Source organism: Micromonospora sp. AP08 (genome assembly GCF_008085935.1).
In the GTDB taxonomy this organism is placed as follows: Bacteria; Actinomycetota; Actinomycetes; order Mycobacteriales; family Micromonosporaceae; genus Micromonospora; species Micromonospora chersina.
The window spans coordinates 94951-110848 of record NZ_VSEZ01000018.1; the positions used below are offsets into that span (position 1 = coordinate 94951).

Here is a 15898-nt window from a genome sequence, read left to right on the forward strand (position 1 = left end):
GCGCCGCCAACTTCATGATCGGCGCCCGGTCCGGGCCGCGTCGGGGGCCGGGTGGGTGTTCGGTCAGCGGGTGACGGTCAGGGTCAGCAGGAGGGCCGTTGTCGCCAGGCCGGCGGCCGCTACCAGGAGGATGGGGCGGGGAGTCAGCACGGCGTGGCGGCGGTCGGCGAGCAGGCGGGCCGGCGCCAGCCCGACCAGCGGGCCGAGCAGCGTCACGACCAGGGCCAGCACCGGCATGCCGACGGCCAGGTCGCCGCCGGAGCCGGCGCCCAGCGCCCGGGCACCCTCGCCCAGGGCGTACGCCACCAGCGCGCCGCCGATCCCGCACGCGACCAGCAGCGGGTTCGCCGAGCTGGGCAGCTCGCCGGGCTGGCGGGTCCGCTCCAGCAGCTCGCGTACCCCGCGCAGCAGCGGAACCGGGTCGCCGGTGGCGTCGCGGGCCGGCCCGGGCGGGTCGCCCAGCCGCCGGCCGCCGGTGCCGATCCGTGCCCGGAGCTGCCCCCACAGGTGGGTGGCCTCGGCGTCCACCCGTTCCACCAGCCGCTGCGCCTCGGCCACCTCGGCCTCGGCCCGCCGCACCTGCTCGGTGGCGTCGTCCACCGCCCGGTCGGCGGCGGCGACCTGCTGGGCGTACCAGCTGTGCGCCTCGTCGCGCTGGGCCGCCACCCGGGCGGTCAGGTCGGCGAGCCGGCGGATCTGGGCGGCGTACGTCTCACTGGAGACCGGTTCGTTCATCGGGACGGACCATAAGGGATGATCACCTGTCCGGTGCGGTGCACCGCCCGGTCGAAGTAGAGGCCCCGCCACGGGCGGGGGTACCAGTCCGGGCCGCCGGTGCCCGGGTAGAGCGAGGAGCCCAGCTCGGCGCCCTGCACGTCGAGCGCCACCCAGGCGCCGATCTGGTCGGTGCGCGCCGCCGGCCCGCCCAGGTCGACCCGCATCCGGGCCACCCCGCGCCACCAGGCCAGCACGTGGGTCCGCCGCTCCGGCCCGTCGTGCAGGATCCGGCGCAGCTGCTCCAGCCCGGTGCGCCGGCCGGCCTTCCCGGCGAGCTGCCCGGCCGCCGCGTCGACCGCGTAGAGCAGCAGGAAGTGCGGGGTCTGCGGGGTGCCCGGGGCGCCGAGCGCGTCACCCACCTCGGCCATCAGCTCGGGCACCGTCTCCTCGTCGTACCAGGCGGCGTCGTCGGCCAGGTCCTCGTAGAGGGCGCGGGCGGCCGGGTCGGCGTCGGGGTCGAGGCAGGCGATGGAGAACCGGGCGGTGCCGGGGCGGTACTGCCGGGCGAGGGAGCGGGCGGCGGCGTCGAGCACCGCGCACGCCTCGTCGACGCGGGTGCCGAGCACGGCGAGGTTCCGCCCGGGGGCGCGGGGCAGCCGCAGCGCCGCCGAGCGGGCCTGCACGTCGATGATCTCGCCGAGCAGCGCGACCGGGCTGCGGGGGACCCCCTGCTCGGGGGCGGTCAGCGCGCGGAAGTCGGGCGCCTCGGCCAACCTCGGGATGGCGTCGCCGTCGAAGAGCCGGGCGGGGGCGGCGTCCTGCGGGCGCATCCGCCACAGCCGGTGCTGGAGCTCGCTCCACGTCTCCCAGTCGCCGGCGAGGGGGATGCGGGCCACCTCGTTCCCCTCGGCCAGGCCGGACTCGGCGTTGACGACGGCGTGGTGCCGGGGCAGCGACTGGGCGGCGTCGTTGCGCTCGGCCAGGATCCGCAGCGCCTTGGGCAGCGCGATACGCAGGGTGAACTGGGCGACCAGGGCGGGCCGACCCCACAGCGCCTCGATGCCGCGCACGTCCTGCGAGGCGAGCACCAGGTGGATGCCCTGCGACCGGCCCCGCCGGGCGAGGTCCTCCAGCAGGTCGGCGGCCTCCCGGGCGACCACGTCCCGACCCGCGAGCAGCGCCTGGAACTCGTCGACCACCGCCACGATCCGCGGCCAGTGCCCGGTCGGGTCCACCGCGCGCAGCTCGGCCAGCTTGGTGACCTCGTGCTTCTTCGCCGCGTCGGCCCGGCGGCGCAGCTCCTCGGCGAGGAACCGCAGCAGGGCCAGCCCGAACTCGCGGTCGGTGTTCACGTTGATCCCGACCAGCCGCATGTGCGGCAGCCAACTCGGGTCCCGCCGGCCCTGGGCGAACCGGGCGAAGGACACCCCCTCCTTGAAGTCGAGCAGATAGAACTCCAGCTCGGCGGGGGAGTAGCGGGCGGCGAGCGCGCCGATCCACGCGAAGATCAGGTTGGTCTTGCCGGTGCCGGACGGGCCGCCGATCAGCGCGTGCGGCGGGTAGTCGCCGAGGGTGAGCAGCACCGGCCGGCCGTGCGGGCCCTCGCCGATCGGGGCGCTGAGCCCGTGCGCCGAGTCCTCCCGCCAGTACTCGCCGGGCGGGGGGAGCAGGTCGGTGAAGGGCGCCGGCGGCGGGCCGGCGTTGACCCGGGAGGCCACCTCGCGGCAGGTCTCGGTGACCAGCCCGGCCGGCGGCGGGGCGTCGAGCACCACCGGCAGGCCGCCGATCCGGGCGTCGTCCGGGTCCACCACGACGCGGGTGACGGTCGGGCCGTCCGGCAGGTCGGTGCCGCGGACCACCAGGTGCACCCCGCAGGCCGCCCCGGTACGCACCACCCGGTCCAGTTGGCCACGCTCGTGCCGGGACAGCTCGTCGCCGCCGAGCAGCACCGCCACCCGCCACGGCTCGGGGCGCCGGCCGGTCGCGGCGGCCAACTCGCGCAGCGACGTGTACTCGCCGGCCAGCACGGTCTCGTTGATCCGGCGGATCTGCTCCACCAGGTCGTCCAGCAGCCGGCCCAGGCCACCCGGGCCGACGAAGGTGAGCAGCCCGGCGGTGCCGAGCGGGGCGAACCCGGCCAGCCCGCCGCCCAGGTGCTCCGGGTCGTACCCGAAGAGGCGGACGGCGCCGGGGTCGGCCCGGCCGACCGAGCGCAGCAGCAGCGCGGGCACCACCGCGGCGGCACCCTCCCGGTCGCTGCCGGCGAGGTGCACGTGCCCGGCGTCGAGCAGCGGGACCAGCGCCGGCACCGGCTCGGCGCCGGGGATGCGTACCGTGCCGATCCGGACGGCGCCGGGTGGCTCGGCCCGGCCGGCGGGCGTGGCCTGCCAGCGGTCCCACGGCGCGGACGCCGCGCCCGGGGCCTCCCGCCCGGCCGCGGCGGCGGCCCGGCGGGCCAGCTCGGCGATGCGGGCGGCGTGCCGGGCGTCGATCTCGGCGAGCCGGCGGTCCCGCTGCGCGCCCACCCGCTCCGGTACGGCGGCGGCGGCGCGCCGCACCCGGGCCAGCCGGTCCCGGCCGCTGGCCAGGTCGTCCTCGGCGGCGGCGAGCCGGCTCCGGGTGGCGCCCAGGGCCTCGGAGAGCATCCCCCGGACCCGCGTCACCAGTTGCGCGCGGACGTCAGCCACGGGTCGGCTCCCGGTCGTCGGTGTCCCTGGGCAGGTCCCGGCCGAGCCGGTCGAGCAGCACCCCGGTGACCACCCCGGCGGTCACCGCCGGGTCGGCGGCGTGCGGCTGCTCCTGGTCGTCGCCGCGGCGCGGCGGCGGCATCCGGCAGACCCGGGTGAGCAGGGTGTCCAGCACCGGCGCGGGCAGCCCGGGCAGCAGGTCGCGGACCCGCCCGTCCAGCTCCCGGCGCAGCCGGCCCAGGTCGTCGGCGCGCGGCGGGTGGCCGAGCAGTTCCCCGGCCAGGCCGCGCAGCATCGGCGGGGCGATCGCGGCCAGTCCCAGCCCGACGTCGGCGTGCGCCCGGCGCAGCTCGCGGTGCAGCCGGTCCCGGTCGCCGGAGCGGATCCCGTTCACCACCCGGCGCAGCAGCTCGCGGGAGTCCTCGACGCGCTCGTCCGGCTCGTCCGGGGCGCCCTCCCGACCCCCGGTCAGCTCCGCCACCCGCACCGCCCACCAGCGCCGCACGGCCGGCTGCTCATCCCGTTCCGGCGCGGTCCCCGGCGCCGGGGGCGCCACCTCGCCGCGGGCCGGGTCGTGCCCCGGCCGGCGGTCGGCGGCCCGCGGCGGGGGCGCCCCGTCGGCGGCCAGCCCGATCGCGGCCAGGTACGCCGACAGCTGTTCCTGCGCCACCCGCAGCGCGTAACCGGCGGTCTCGGCGTGCTCCGTCGCGGCGGAGAGCTCCGGTACCCCCATCGGGTTGGCCGACTCCTGGCGCACCCAGCGCAGCCGCTCGGTGGCCTGGCCGAACTTCTCCAGCGCGGCGGCGAGCTGGGCCAGCGGCAGCTCCTCGGCGGCCGCGCGGACCTGCGCGCCGATGTCCTCGACGATGGACACGACCGGTCCTCAGAGGGTCGCGACGTAGAGCTGCGCCTGCTCGACCGCCACCAGCGTGGCGGCGAGACACTCCTCCAGCTCCTGGCTGGCCTGGGTCAGCGAGGCCTGGGCCGCCTCGACGGTCTCGTGGCCGCTGCCCTCCAGCGCGCCGGCGAGGGTCTGCTGCGCCTCGGCCAGCTTCTCGCCGGCCGCCTGCACCGCTGCCTGCCCGTCTCCTATCTGCTGGAGAGCGACATCGATCGCTGCCTTCAGCTCGGCGACGCTCGCCACGGGGGACCTCCTGGGGGCGGGGGAGATCTCCATTACAACCCATCCCGACGGGTGGGCGAACATCCGCCCTCGCGACGTTCCTCCCCGACTGTCCGATTGCCGCCCTGACGTGCGCAAAGGCGCTTCCCGGCGGCGCCGGTCGGTCCCGTCGGCGGACCCGCGGGTCCCGTCGACCGGACGCGGTGGCGGTCAGCGGGGCAGCCGGCGCGGGCCGTACACCTCGGCGCCGAGCGCGCCCACCCGGGCCCGCAGCTCCCGGTCGGCGGTGACCACGGCCCGGCGGCGGCCCGGCGCCGCCGCGACCAGCTCGACGATGGTGTCGTCGCCGGATCCGGGCGCGGACACCACGGCCACCCCGGGCACCGCCGGGACGTTCCGGGCGGCGCCCTCCACCACCAGCACCACCTCGACGGGCGGCGGCAGCTCCGGCGGCACGCCCGCCTCGGCCAGCGGCGCCAGGGCGTCGCGCAGCCGGGCGGCCGCCCCCGCCCGGTCCCGCCACCAGCCGTCCGGCCGGGACCCGACCACGTTCGCGCCGTCGACGATCAACAGCGGCCTGGACTCCATGCCCCCAGCGTGCCATCCGTGACGGGTTTGTCGCGCCGACCGCCGGGTAGCCACCGCCGACCGTGCCGCGCCTTGTCGCGCCCCGGCGGCCGTGCCGACCGACTGCGGAGGAGAACTGATGGGACCCGGTGACTTCGGCAACGACCCGTGGGACGAGTTCCTGGCCCGGTACTTCGGGCGGGGCGAGGGGGGACGCCGGCCGGCGCACCGGGTCGACATCACCCGGCTGATGACCGCCGACGCGCGGGAGATGCTGGCCGACGCGGCCCGCCGCGCGGCCCAGAAGCACAGCAACGACCTGGACACCGACCACCTGTTGTGGGCGGCGTTGCAGCGCGAGCCGCTGCGGGACCTCGTCCGCCGGGCCGGCGCCGACCCGGACGCGCTGGTCAACGCGTTGGGCGGGCGTGGCGACGGTGCCCCCCGGGGCGAGGTGCCGCCGAACCTGTCGCTCACCCCGGCGGCCAAGCGGGCGCTGCTCGACGCGCACCAGCTCTCCCGGGCCATGGGCGCCAACTACATCGGCCCCGAGCACATCCTCATGGCCCTGCCGCTCAACCCGGAGTCGCCGGCCGGCCGGATGCTCGCCGCCGGGCGGATCCAGCCCGAGTCGCTGCAGGCGGCCAGCGCCGAGCGCGGCCCGTCGACCGGCCCGAAGCCGGACCGGGGCACCCCGACCCTCGACCAGTACGGCCAGGACCTCACCGACCTGGCCCGGATGGACCAGATCGACCCGGTGATCGGCCGCGCCGACGAGATCGAGCAGGCCGTGGAGATCCTGTCGCGGCGTACCAAGAACAACCCGGTGCTGATCGGCGAGGCCGGCGTCGGCAAGACCGCCATCGTGGAGGGGCTCGCCGAGCGGATCTGCGACGGCGACGTCCCGCAGACCCTGATCGGCAAGCGGGTCATCCAGCTCGACCTGGCCGGCCTGGTCGCCGGCACCCGCTACCGGGGCGACTTCGAGGAACGGCTCAAAAAGGTGATCGACGAGATCCGGGCCCACCGCGAGGAGCTCATCGTCTTCCTCGACGAGATCCACACCCTGGTCGGCGCGGGCGGCGCGGGCAGCGAGGGCGGCATGGACGCGTCCAACATGCTCAAGCCCGCCCTGGCCCGCGGCGAGCTGCGGGTGATCGGCGCGACCACGCTGGACGAGTACCGCAAGAGCATCGAGAAGGACGCCGCGCTGGCCCGCCGGTTCCAGCCGGTGCTGGTCCCCGAGCCCAGCGTCGAGGACACCGTGGCCATCCTGCGCGGCCTGCGCGACCGGTACGAGGCGCACCACCAGGTCCGCTTCACCGACGAGGCGCTGGTCGCCGCCGCCGAGCTCTCCGACCGGTACGTCACCGACCGGTACCTGCCGGACAAGGCGATCGACCTCATCGACCAGGCCGGCGCCCGGGTGCGGCTGCGCACCCGCACGCCGGCCGCCGACGTGCGCGAGCTGGAGCAGCAGCTCGACGAGGTACGCCGGGACAAGGAGCAGGCCGTCTCCGACGAGCAGTACGAGCGGGCCACCCAGCTGCGGGACCGCACCGCCGAGCTGGAGGACCAGCTCCGGCGCGCCCGCGGCGACGAGGGCCCCAACCAGGTGCCCGAGGTCGGGCCGAAGGAGATCGCCGAGGTCGTCTCGCGGGCCACCGGCATCCCGATCAACCAGCTCACCGAGGAGGAACGGGACCGGCTGCTGCGCCTGGAGGGGCACCTGCACGAGAAGGTGGTCGGCCAGGACGAGGCGGTCAGCGCGGTGGCCGAGGCGGTGCGCCGCTCGCGTACCGGGCTGGCCGACCCGGACCGGCCCATGGGCAGCTTCCTCTTCCTCGGTCCCACCGGCGTCGGCAAGACCGAGCTGGCCCGGGCCCTCGCCGAGGCGCTGTTCGGCGAGGCCGACCGGATGGTCCGGGTGGACATGAGCGAGTTCCAGGAGCGGCACACGGTCAGCCGGCTGGTCGGCGCGCCTCCCGGGTACGTCGGCTACGAGGAGGCGGGCCAGCTCACCGAGGCGGTGCGCCGCCGCCCGTACGCGGTGGTGCTGCTCGACGAGATCGAGAAGGCCCACCCGGACGTGTTCAACATCCTGCTCCAGGTGCTCGACGACGGCCGGCTCACCGACAGCCAGGGACGCACGGTGAACTTCAAGAACACCGTGCTGATCATGACGAGCAACCTCGGTTCGGAGCTGATCACGGGCACCCAGCGCACCGTCGGCTTCGGCGCGGGCGAACCCGGCGAGCAGGAGTCCAGCGAGCTGCGCGAGCGGCTGATGCGCCGGCTCCAGGAGAACTTCCGGCCCGAGTTCATCAACCGGATCGACGAGGTGATCATCTTCCAGCGGCTGGAGGCCGAGCAGCTGCGCCAGATCACCGGGCTGCTGCTGGAGGAGACCCGCCGCCGGCTGCACGCCCAGGACATCCGGGTCGAGTTCACCACCGCCGGGGTGGACTGGCTGGCCGAGCACGGCTACCAGCCCGAGTTCGGGGCCCGGCCGCTGCGCCGGGTGATCCAGCGCGAGGTCGACAACCGGCTCTCCCGGATGCTGCTGCAGAACGAGATCTCGCCCGGCCAGCAGGTCACCGTCGACGCGCGGGACGGCCAGCTCGTCTTCGAGGTGAGCGCCGCCGACCGCGGCCACACGGCAGCGACGACGTCCCATCCGCGATGAGGGAAGACGCCCCAGCCCCGACGGATCGGAGGGCGGACATGACCGAACCCGAGGAGACCCAGGAGGACACCGAGCGCACCGAACCCATCGTCGCGCCCCCGACGGCCAACCCGGCCCGGGTCAAGGTGCCGCCGGAGGGCCTGAAGCAGCACACCGACAAGGGCGAGGGCGACCCGACGCCGTCCGGGTCGCCGGCGGAAGAGGAGGCGTGATGGTACGCGAGGCGCGACTCGACCCCGAGGTCGAGGTGATCTGGGACGACTTCCACGCCGAGGTGAACGTTCCCTCCGAGAAGCTGCGGCAGTGGCTGCTCACCCGCGGCTCGGGCGAGGAGGCGTTCGGCCCGAACCCCGACCTCGACCTGCCCGAGCGCGGCCGGCGGATCCTTCAGGTGCTGACCAAGCGCAAGGTGGACCTCACCCCGGACGACATCGAGGTGATGCGGGACGCCATCGAGCGGATCCGGGCGCTCACCGCGGCGAAGCCGAGCCGGGGCAACGCCGACGACGAGTGGCGGCACTCGCTGCTCGACCTCGGCCACGACGTCCTCATCGAACGCTGACCGCCCGATACGGCGGCACCCGGGATCTCGTCCCGGGTGCCGCCGTCGGCCTACTCCGATTCCATGCTCGGCAGTTGCAGTCCGGCGGCGTCCGCCGCGTCCTGCCGCTCACCGCGGGCCCGCTCCTCCCGGGTCAGCAGGTTGGCGTACTCGGTGATGTCGGCCGGCTCGGGCACCTCGGGCAACCGGCGCAGGAACGCCTCCAGGTCGGCGGAGGCGGCGGTGTGCGCGGCGGCCGCCTGGCGCAGCAGCTCCCGCTGGTCGGCGGCGGGGTACAGATCAGTCATGCCGCCCAGATACCCGCGATCAGGCGGTTCGCACCCCGCCCGCCGTGGTCGGCTGCGCACCGAAGTCCGGGTGGGCCAGCAGCCAGGCCAGGTAGTCCGGGTGGTTCGCCAGCGCGTCGGTGTACGACGCCACCGCCGTCTCCAGCACCGGCTCGGCGACCCGGGCCGCCGGGGCGTCCGGGTGCCAGCCGAGCAGCAGCCGCCAGCGCAGCGGCGTTCCGGCCAGCCGGCGGGTCACCAGCCCGGCCACCGGGCGGAAGGTGGCCTGGCACAGCGCCACCGCCTCGCCCGCGTCCACCAGGTCCAGGCAGGCCCGCACGTCCGCCTCGTAGACCTTGCGGGGGGTGAAGCCGGCCCGGGCGCAGGCGGCCGCGAAGCAGTCGCCGAAGCAGCCGTCCCCGGGCGCGGCCACCCACTGCTCGCGGCGCAGGTCGATGAGGCGCACCTCGTCGCGTCCGGCCATCGGGTGGGTCTGCGGCAGCAGCACGAAGACCGGGTCGACGGCCACCTCCCGCCAGCTCAGCCCGAACTCCGCCGACGGGGTGGCGTCCCCGCACACCCCGGTGAGGGCGAAGTCGAGCCGCCCGCCGGCCACCAGCTGGGCCAGCTCGTCCGCCGACCAGGACGCGTACGTGGTGATCTGCACCTCGGGGCGTTCGGCGGCCAGCCGGTGCACCAGCCGGCCGAGGATGGGGCTGTTCACCCCGCCGAACCGGTACCGGCTCAGCGGGTCGCCCGCCCCGGCCAGCCGGGCCGCCTCGTCCTGGAGGCCCTTCATGGCCGGCAGCAGCACCCGGGCCCGGTCCAGCACCAGCTCGCCCAGCGCGGTGGGCCGGGCGCCCCGGCGGTCCCGCTCGAACAGCGGCCCGCCCAGGGCTCGCTCGATGCGCTGGAGCTGGGCGGTCAGCGCCGGCTGGGCCAGGCCGAGCGTCGAGGCCGCCTTCGTGACGCTCCCCGTCTCCGCGATCGCGCAGACCACCCGCAGGTGTCGCAGCTCCAGATTCATACGGTGACGGTAGGACCACCCAGCGGGTGGGCGGAAGGGTCCGACCGCATCGGTATAGCTGTATGAACCAGGGGTTCAGTGGTCGCGGGGTCGCTCCAGGTCGGCGAGGCGGGTACGCCGCCCGCTGACCACGTCGCGCACCTTGTCCAGCACGCCCACCGCCGGCTCGACGATCTTGTTCCAGGGCGGGGTGGCCGGCGTGCCCGGGTGCGGCCGGGTGGGTGCCGCCTCCTCGGCGATCTCCCACCGGTTGCCCAGCCGGATCAGCTCCGCGTCGCTGGCCACCTCGCGCAGCGGCGTCAGCAGGGCGGCGACCCGGCTGACGTGCCGGCGTACCCGGTCGGCGACCTCCGCCACCGCGGGATCGTCCGGCCCGGACAGTCCCTTGAGGGCGGTCAGCAGGGCCGCGTCGGCCTCGATCTCCCGGTCCACCAGCTCGCCGCTCTCCGGCACCGCGGCCCGGGCGGCCGGGAAGAGATACTGCTCCTCGGCGGAGAGGTGGCGGGACACCGCGGCGGTCAGCACGTCCAGCACCTCGCGGCGGCGGGCCCCGTCCAGGCCCGGGTCGGTGACCTGCCCGGCCAGCCCGAGCAGCGCCCGGTGCTCCCGGTCCACGTGGTCGGCCAGGCTCCGCCCACCCGGCCGGTACGCGTCGTCGGCGGCGGGCGGCAGCGGCGGCAGCGGGACGGTCATGGTGCCCTCCGGGATCGACGGGTGTGACGGTCCGGCGGTACCCGCCCGCGCGATCCGCGAAACCGCGCGCCGACCGGGGCGAACCGCCCGGCGGGGCCGGCTGGTATGAAGAAGCGATGACGAGCGACGCCCCCTCCACCCGACCGGACCCCACCGACGAGGTCGTGGACCTCTGCCGCGACCTGCTGCGCATCGACACCACCAACACCGGGGACAACGACACCAGCGTCGGGGAGCGCCGGGCCGCGGAGTACGTCGCCGAGAAGCTCGCCGAGGTCGGCGTCGACGCGGAACTGGTCGAGTCCGCGCCGGGCCGGGCCAACCTGGTCGCCCGGATCCCCGGCACCGACCCGGGCCGGGACGCGCTGCTCGTGCACGGCCACCTCGACGTGGTGCCCGCCGACCCGGACGAGTGGTCGGTGCACCCGTTCTCCGGGGAGATCCGCGACGGCTACCTGTGGGGCCGGGGCGCCATCGACATGAAGGACTTCGACGCCATGGTGCTGGCCGTGGTCCGCGGCTGGCAGCGCGCCGGTGTCCGCCCGACCCGGGACATCGTGCTCGCCTTCACCGCCGACGAGGAGGCCGGCAGCGACTACGGCGCGCACTTCCTCGCCCAGCGGCACCGGCACCTCTTCGACGGCTGCACCGAGGCGATCGGCGAGGTGGGCGGCTTCTCCTACTCGGTCGACGAGTCGCGGCGGCTCTACCTCATCGAGACCGCCGAGAAGGGCATCGACTGGCTGCGCCTGCACGCCAAGGGCCGCCCCGGCCACGGCTCGATGGTGCACGACGACAACGCGGTCACCGCGCTCGCCGAGGCGGTCGCCCGGATCGGCGGGCACCGCTTCCCGGTCGTCATGACCGACACCGTACGGGCGTTCCTGGCGGAGGTCTCCGACGTCCTCGGCATCGACATCGACCCGGACGACCCGGAGACCGCGATCGCCAAGCTCGGCCCGATCGCCAACATCATCGGCGCGACCATCCGCAACACCGCCAACCCGACCCGGCTGGCCGCCGGCTACAAGGACAACGTCATCCCGGGCCGGGCCACCGCCACCATCGACTGCCGCAGCCTGCCGGGCCAGAGCGAGGTGCTGGAGCGGCAGCTGCGCGAGCTGGTCGGGCCCGACATCGCCATCGAGTACGTCCAGCGCCAGCCCGCCCTGGAGACCACCTTCGACGGCGACCTGGTCGCGGCCATGTCGGCCGCGCTGCGCGCCGAGGACCCGGGCGCCCGCCCGGTGCCGTACATGCTCTCCGGCGGCACCGACGCCAAGGCGTTCGCCCAGCTCGGCATCCGGTGCTTCGGCTTCGCGCCGCTGCGGCTGCCCGCCGACCTCAATTTCTCCGGCCTGTTCCATGGCATCGACGAGCGGGTTCCGCTGGACGGACTACAGTTCGGCGTGCGGGTTCTCGACCGCTTTCTCCGCAGCTGCTGACCGTGCCCGTCGCGCCGTCGGCGCGGAACCTCCCCCATCGCGAAGGGACTGCCTCACATGACCGACCAGCACGGTGAGCTGGACGCCGCCCTCGAGCGGGTGATCGACGCGGCCCGCGCCCACCTGGCCGCCGTCCGCGCCGCCCAGGGCCGGATCGACGACGACGCCGTCTGGCAGGCGTACGTCAATTTGAACAACGCCTCGTTCGCGTACGACGAGCAGCTGCTCGACGCGTTCGGCGAGGTGACGCCCTGGGACGTCGAGTCGATCGACCCGGACGAGGCCGACGAGCGCTTCGGCGGCGCCGAGGGCGTCGAGGCGACCGACCCGCACCCGCGGGTGATCTCGGTGCGGCAGCGGCGGGACTACCGCGTCCCCAGCGTCGCCGCGCTGATCCGGGCGGCCGAGGCGGCCCGCCGTGAGGGCACCCCGGAGGAGGACGAGACGGCCCCCGTCGAGGGTGTCGGCGAGGCCGTGCTGGAGCTGCTGCAGAGCGGCGACGGCTCGCTGTCCGCGCTTGACGTGCCCGAGCTGGAGCCGCTCGACGGCGTGGTCATGGTCAGCGAGGTCGGCACCCCGGTCGACCTGGAGTCGTTCGACGACGACGACCCGGTCGGCCCGTTCCAGCCGGCCGCCGACGACCGGCTGGTCGGCCGGCTCGACGAGCACCCGTTCCTGGAGCTCGACGAGGAGCACGACCACGCCCACTAGGCAGCGGCGCCCCGGGGCCCGCGGTGGCCCCGGGGACGCTCCGCCCCGCCGTCAGTAGGAGAGGCCCGGCTGCGGCTGGTTGACCCGGCGGCGCCGCAGCATGACCTGCCGCGTGCCGTCCCGGTACAGCCGCACCCGGGCCAACTCCCAACCGGAGAACTCCGCCTGGATCGCCAGCTGCGCCGCGGCGGTCAACCGATCGACGTTCGAAGGCAACCGCAGCGGCGCGTATTCGTAGTCCATGCCTTCTATGCTGCCCAGCTCCGCTGCCTGCCGCCACCCCCTGAGGGTGACCCACGTCGCCCGTTTCGGGCAGCGGCGCCGGGGCCGGCGGGCTCAGCCGTCCCGCTCCGGGTAGCCGACCGGCACCGCCGAGACGTCGTCCAGGGCGGTGACGATCTCCTCCGGCAGGGTCATCCGCTCCACCTGGAGCGCCCCGAGCAGCTGCCCCACGGTGCGGGCGCCGAGGATCGGCGCGGTCACCCCGGGCCGGTCCCGGATCCAGGCCAGCGCCACCTCCAGCGGCGACACGCCCAGACCGCCGGCCGCGATGGCCACCGCCTCCACGATGCTGGAGCAGCGCGGCTCCAGGTAGGTGGCCACGAAGCGCTCGAAGTGCGGCGACACCGCCCGCGAGTCCGCCGGGCGGCCGTTGCGGTACTTGCCGGTCAGCACCCCGCGGCCCAGCGGCGACCAGGGCAGCACGCCCAGCCCCATCGCCTCGCAGGCGGGCAGCACCTCACGCTCCACACCCCGCTCCAGCAGCGAGTACTCCACCTGGGCGGCCACCACGGGGGCCCGCCCCGGCCAGGCGGCCTGCCAGGCGGCGGCGCGGGCGGTCTGCCAGCCCGAGAAGTTCGACACCCCGACGTACCGGGCCTTGCCGCTGGACACCGCGTGGTCCAGCGCGGAGAGCGTCTCCTCCAGCGGGGTGTCCGGGTCGTACCCGTGCACCTGCCAGAGGTCGACGTGGTCGGTGCCGAGCCGGTGCAGCGACGCCTCCAGGGTGCGCAGCAGGTGCCCCCGGGAGCCGTCCCGGCGGCGGCCGCTGCCCGGCCGCAGCCCCGCCTTCGTGGCGATGAGCAGGTCGTCGCGGGGCACCAGGCTGCCCAGCAGGGAGCCGATCACCGACTCGGCGTCGCCGTCGGCGTAGACGTCGGCGGTGTCCACGAGGTTGCCGCCCGCGTCGAGGTAACTCTTCAGCTGGGCGGCAGCATCGTCGGCATCGGTGTCCCGTCCCCAGGTCATGGTGCCGAGCGCGAGCCGCGAAACCGCCAGCCCGCTTCGGCCGAGCGGTCGCTGTTGCATGGGTGAACCTTATTTCGAACCCGGCGTCACGGATATCCTCGCCATAGTCAACTTCCCGCGCGACCTCCCAGCGGTGTGACGCGTTCGAGGTGAGCCGGTGGTCCGGGCGGCCACTCCCATTGCGTAACCTGATGCGACCTGTGGTGCGGATGGTGGGAGGACCAGTGCGACTCGGGCTCAGCCTCGGATACCAGACGGCGTGGAGCACGCCCGCCGACCACCTGGCTCTGGCCCAGGAGGCGGATCGGCTCGGCTACTCGGTGGTGTGGGCGGCGGAGGCCTACGGCTCCGACTCGCCCAGCATGCTGGCCTGGATGGCCGGCCAGACCGAGCGGATCGACGTGGGCGCCGCGGTGATGCAGATCCCCGCCCGCACCCCGGCGATGACCGCGATGACCGCCGCGACCATCGACGCCCTCTCCGGCGGTCGGTTCCGGCTGGGCCTGGGCGTCTCCGGCCCGCAGGTCTCCGAGGGCTGGCACGGCGTCCGCTTCGCCAAGCCCCTGGCCCGCACCCGGGAGTACGTCGACATCGTGAAGCTGGCGGTGGCCCGCAAGGAGGTCGCGTACGACGGCGAGCACTACACGCTGCCGCTGCCGGACGGCCCGGGCAAGGCGCTGCGGCTGGGCTTCCACCCGCCGCGCGAGCACATCCCGATCTACCTGGCCGCGGTCGGCCCGAAGAACCTGGAGCTGGCCGGCGAGATCGCCGACGGCTGGCTCGCCGTCTTCTACGCCCCCGAGTTCGCCGAGGAGCAGCTCGCCTCGGTCCGCGCCGGCCGCGCCAAGGCCGGCAAGGAGCTGGCCGGTTTCGACGTCGTCCCGTCGGTGCCGGTCGTGGTCGGCGACGACATCGCCAGCTGTGCCGAGCTGGTCCGCTGGTATGCCGCCCTCTACGTCGGCGGCATGGGCAGCCGGCAGCAGAACTTCTACAACCAGCTCGCCACCCGCATGGGCTACGGCGACGCCGCCCGCGAGGTGCAGGACCTCTACCTGGCCAAGCGGCAGCGCGACGCGGCCGCCGCGGTGCCCATGGAGTTCATCGACCGCACCTCGCTGCTCGGCCCGAAGGAGCGCATCGCCGAGCGGATGCGGGAGTACGCCGCCGCCGGCGTCACCACCCTGTCGGTCACCCTGTTCGTGGCCGACCGGGACAGCGGCGTGCAGACCCTCCGCACCGTCGCCGAGGCGCTGGACCTCTCCGGAGTCGGCGAGTGACCTGGGTCGAGGCCATCGTCCTGGGCATCGTCCAGGGGCTCACGGAATTCCTGCCCGTCTCGTCCTCCGGCCACCTGCGGATCACCTCGGCGATCTTCTTCGGCCGGGACGCCGGGGCGTCGTTCACCGCGGTGACCCAGCTCGGCACCGAGGCCGCGGTGCTCATCTACTTCTTCAAGGACATCTGGCGGATCGTCCGGACCTGGTGCCTCGGCCTGGTCGACCGCTCGGTGCGCTCCAGCCTCGACTACCGCATGGGCTGGTACGTCATCGTCGGCACGATCCCGATCGGCATCTTCGGGCTGCTCTTCAAGGACCAGATCCGCACCGCCGGCCGGAACCTGTGGCTGATCTCGTTCACGCTGATCTTCTTCGGCCTGGTGCTGGCCTTCGCCGAGTACTGGGGGCGGCAGACCCGCACGCTGGAGAACTTCCGGATGCGTGACGGCGTCATCATGGGCTTCGCCCAGGCCATGGCGCTGATCCCGGGCGTCTCCCGCTCCGGCGGCACGCTCACGGCCGGCCTGCTGCTCAACCTCACCCGGGAGACGGCGGCACGCTACTCGTTCCTGCTGGCCATCCCGGCCGTGGTGATCTCCGGCGTGTTCAGCATCCCGGACGTCTTCGAGCCGTCCGCGCCCGGTACGGCGGCGCCGAGCGTGGCGCAGATGGTGGTCGCCACGGTGATCGCCTTCGCCATCGGGTACGCGGCCATCGCCTGGCTGCTGCGCTACGTCGCGCACCACACCCTGTACCTGTTCGTCCTCTACCGGGTGGCGCTCGGCTCCCTGGTCCTCTGCCTGCTCCTCACCGGCACGATCAACGCCACCTGAGCTGATCCGCAGACGCCGAAGGCCGGCACCCGTTCGGGGTGCCGGCCTTCGTGGTG

At 74.9% G+C, this 15898-nt stretch carries 17 protein-coding genes; 7 read left to right on the forward strand and 10 right to left on the reverse strand.

The genetic code is table 11. The annotated features are described in order from the left end of the window. Positions 1-63 precede the first annotated feature (63 nt). The 5 genes from FXF50_RS25035 to FXF50_RS25055 form a co-directional block, all read right to left on the reverse strand. Positions 64-735: a hypothetical protein gene (locus FXF50_RS25035; protein ID WP_148431340.1), complete on the reverse strand. Its 672-nt coding sequence runs from the start codon at positions 733-735 to the stop codon at positions 64-66. Continuing rightward, entirely contained in the window at positions 732-3404 is a 2673-nt protein-coding gene (locus FXF50_RS25040) for an FtsK/SpoIIIE domain-containing protein (RefSeq protein WP_148431341.1), read from the reverse strand. Before FXF50_RS25040 ends, FXF50_RS25035 begins: the two co-directional genes overlap by 4 nt. Then, on the reverse strand, positions 3397-4278 hold the full coding sequence (locus FXF50_RS25045; RefSeq protein WP_148431343.1) for a hypothetical protein: 882 nt from the start codon (positions 4276-4278) through the stop codon (positions 3397-3399). The genes FXF50_RS25040 and FXF50_RS25045 overlap by 8 nt, the downstream gene beginning before the upstream one ends. A gap of 9 nt (positions 4279-4287) precedes the next feature. Then, entirely contained in the window at positions 4288-4548 is a 261-nt protein-coding gene (locus tag FXF50_RS25050; RefSeq protein WP_148431345.1) for a hypothetical protein, read from the reverse strand. A gap of 189 nt (positions 4549-4737) precedes the next feature. Further along, positions 4738-5115, reverse strand: a complete 378-nt coding sequence (locus FXF50_RS25055; RefSeq protein ID WP_148431347.1) for a hypothetical protein — start codon at positions 5113-5115, stop codon at positions 4738-4740. A gap of 118 nt (positions 5116-5233) precedes the next feature. Between FXF50_RS25055 and FXF50_RS25060 the strand changes: the two genes are divergently transcribed. Genes FXF50_RS25060 through FXF50_RS25065 form a run of 3 tightly spaced genes read left to right on the forward strand, consistent with a single transcriptional unit; the run spans position 5234 to position 8342 of the window. Next, positions 5234-7780 carry an ATP-dependent Clp protease ATP-binding subunit gene (locus tag FXF50_RS25060; protein ID WP_187399811.1) on the forward strand — a complete coding sequence of 849 codons (2547 nt, stop codon included), beginning with the start codon at positions 5234-5236 and terminating at the stop codon, positions 7778-7780. 38 nt (positions 7781-7818) lie between these two features. Then, positions 7819-7992: a hypothetical protein gene (locus FXF50_RS29445; protein ID WP_187399812.1), complete on the forward strand. Its 174-nt coding sequence runs from the start codon at positions 7819-7821 to the stop codon at positions 7990-7992. Next, positions 7992-8342: a DUF3140 domain-containing protein gene (locus FXF50_RS25065; protein ID WP_148431348.1), complete on the forward strand. Its 351-nt coding sequence runs from the start codon at positions 7992-7994 to the stop codon at positions 8340-8342. Before FXF50_RS29445 ends, FXF50_RS25065 begins: the two co-directional genes overlap by 1 nt. Before the next feature lie 50 nt (positions 8343-8392). On the opposite strand, the gene FXF50_RS25070 is transcribed toward FXF50_RS25065, so the two are convergent. The 3 genes from FXF50_RS25070 to FXF50_RS25080 all read right to left on the reverse strand — a co-directional run bounded on the left by FXF50_RS25070 (position 8393) and on the right by FXF50_RS25080 (position 10328). Further along, positions 8393-8629, reverse strand: coding sequence for a hypothetical protein (locus FXF50_RS25070; protein ID WP_091308900.1), 237 nt, complete (start codon positions 8627-8629; stop codon positions 8393-8395). A 19-nt stretch (positions 8630-8648) separates the two neighbouring features. Next, a complete protein-coding gene (locus FXF50_RS25075; RefSeq protein WP_148431350.1) occupies positions 8649-9635 on the reverse strand; it encodes a LysR family transcriptional regulator in 987 nt (328 codons plus the stop codon). Between the two features lie 75 nt (positions 9636-9710). Beyond that, positions 9711-10328, reverse strand: coding sequence for a hemerythrin domain-containing protein (locus FXF50_RS25080; protein ID WP_148431352.1), 618 nt, complete (start codon positions 10326-10328; stop codon positions 9711-9713). 116 nt (positions 10329-10444) lie between these two features. Between FXF50_RS25080 and FXF50_RS25085 the strand changes: the two genes are divergently transcribed. Then, the gene (locus FXF50_RS25085) at positions 10445-11773 is read left to right on the forward strand and encodes a M20/M25/M40 family metallo-hydrolase (protein ID WP_148431353.1); all 1329 of its coding nucleotides are present in this window, start codon (positions 10445-10447) and stop codon (positions 11771-11773) included. Positions 11774-11830: 57 nt separating this feature from the next. Beyond that, the gene (locus FXF50_RS25090) at positions 11831-12484 is read left to right on the forward strand and encodes a hypothetical protein (RefSeq protein ID WP_148431355.1); all 654 of its coding nucleotides are present in this window, start codon (positions 11831-11833) and stop codon (positions 12482-12484) included. A gap of 51 nt (positions 12485-12535) precedes the next feature. Here the strand turns inward: FXF50_RS25090 and FXF50_RS25095 are convergent, their stop codons facing one another. Further along, positions 12536-12727, reverse strand: a complete 192-nt coding sequence (locus FXF50_RS25095; RefSeq protein WP_091265978.1) for a DUF5703 family protein — start codon at positions 12725-12727, stop codon at positions 12536-12538. Between the two features lie 93 nt (positions 12728-12820). Next, positions 12821-13792, reverse strand: a complete 972-nt coding sequence (locus FXF50_RS25100; protein WP_148431357.1) for an aldo/keto reductase — start codon at positions 13790-13792, stop codon at positions 12821-12823. Between the two features lie 164 nt (positions 13793-13956). On the opposite strand from FXF50_RS25100, the gene FXF50_RS25105 reads away from it, so the two are divergent. Both FXF50_RS25105 and FXF50_RS25110 read left to right on the forward strand, forming a co-directional pair. Next, positions 13957-15009, forward strand: coding sequence for an LLM class F420-dependent oxidoreductase (locus FXF50_RS25105; protein ID WP_148431359.1), 1053 nt, complete (start codon positions 13957-13959; stop codon positions 15007-15009). Continuing rightward, positions 15006-15842 (forward strand): undecaprenyl-diphosphate phosphatase, encoded by an 837-nt coding sequence (locus FXF50_RS25110; RefSeq protein WP_148431361.1) that lies wholly within the window; start codon positions 15006-15008, stop codon positions 15840-15842. Before FXF50_RS25105 ends, FXF50_RS25110 begins: the two co-directional genes overlap by 4 nt. Positions 15843-15898: the final 56 nt, after the last annotated feature.

Bases quoted from the DNA above. Each gene is read 5' to 3' on its own strand.
- FXF50_RS25090 (WP_148431355.1), top strand. From the start codon at position 11,831: ATGACCGACCAGCACGGTGAGCTGGACGCCGCCCTCGAGCGGGTGATC.
- FXF50_RS25100 (WP_148431357.1), bottom strand. From the start codon at position 13,792: ATGCAACAGCGACCGCTCGGCCGAAGCGGGCTGGCGGTTTCGCGGCTC.
- FXF50_RS25095 (WP_091265978.1), bottom strand. From the start codon at position 12,727: ATGGACTACGAATACGCGCCGCTGCGGTTGCCTTCGAACGTCGATCGG.
- FXF50_RS29445 (WP_187399812.1), top strand. From the start codon at position 7,819: ATGACCGAACCCGAGGAGACCCAGGAGGACACCGAGCGCACCGAACCC.
- FXF50_RS25070 (WP_091308900.1), bottom strand. From the start codon at position 8,629: ATGACTGATCTGTACCCCGCCGCCGACCAGCGGGAGCTGCTGCGCCAG.
- FXF50_RS25080 (WP_148431352.1), bottom strand. From the start codon at position 10,328: ATGACCGTCCCGCTGCCGCCGCTGCCGCCCGCCGCCGACGACGCGTAC.
- FXF50_RS25035 (WP_148431340.1), bottom strand. From the start codon at position 735: ATGAACGAACCGGTCTCCAGTGAGACGTACGCCGCCCAGATCCGCCGG.
- FXF50_RS25075 (WP_148431350.1), bottom strand. From the start codon at position 9,635: ATGAATCTGGAGCTGCGACACCTGCGGGTGGTCTGCGCGATCGCGGAG.
- FXF50_RS25060 (WP_187399811.1), top strand. From the start codon at position 5,234: ATGGGACCCGGTGACTTCGGCAACGACCCGTGGGACGAGTTCCTGGCC.
- FXF50_RS25085 (WP_148431353.1), top strand. From the start codon at position 10,445: ATGACGAGCGACGCCCCCTCCACCCGACCGGACCCCACCGACGAGGTC.
- FXF50_RS25055 (WP_148431347.1), bottom strand. From the start codon at position 5,115: ATGGAGTCCAGGCCGCTGTTGATCGTCGACGGCGCGAACGTGGTCGGG.
- FXF50_RS25065 (WP_148431348.1), top strand. From the start codon at position 7,992: ATGGTACGCGAGGCGCGACTCGACCCCGAGGTCGAGGTGATCTGGGAC.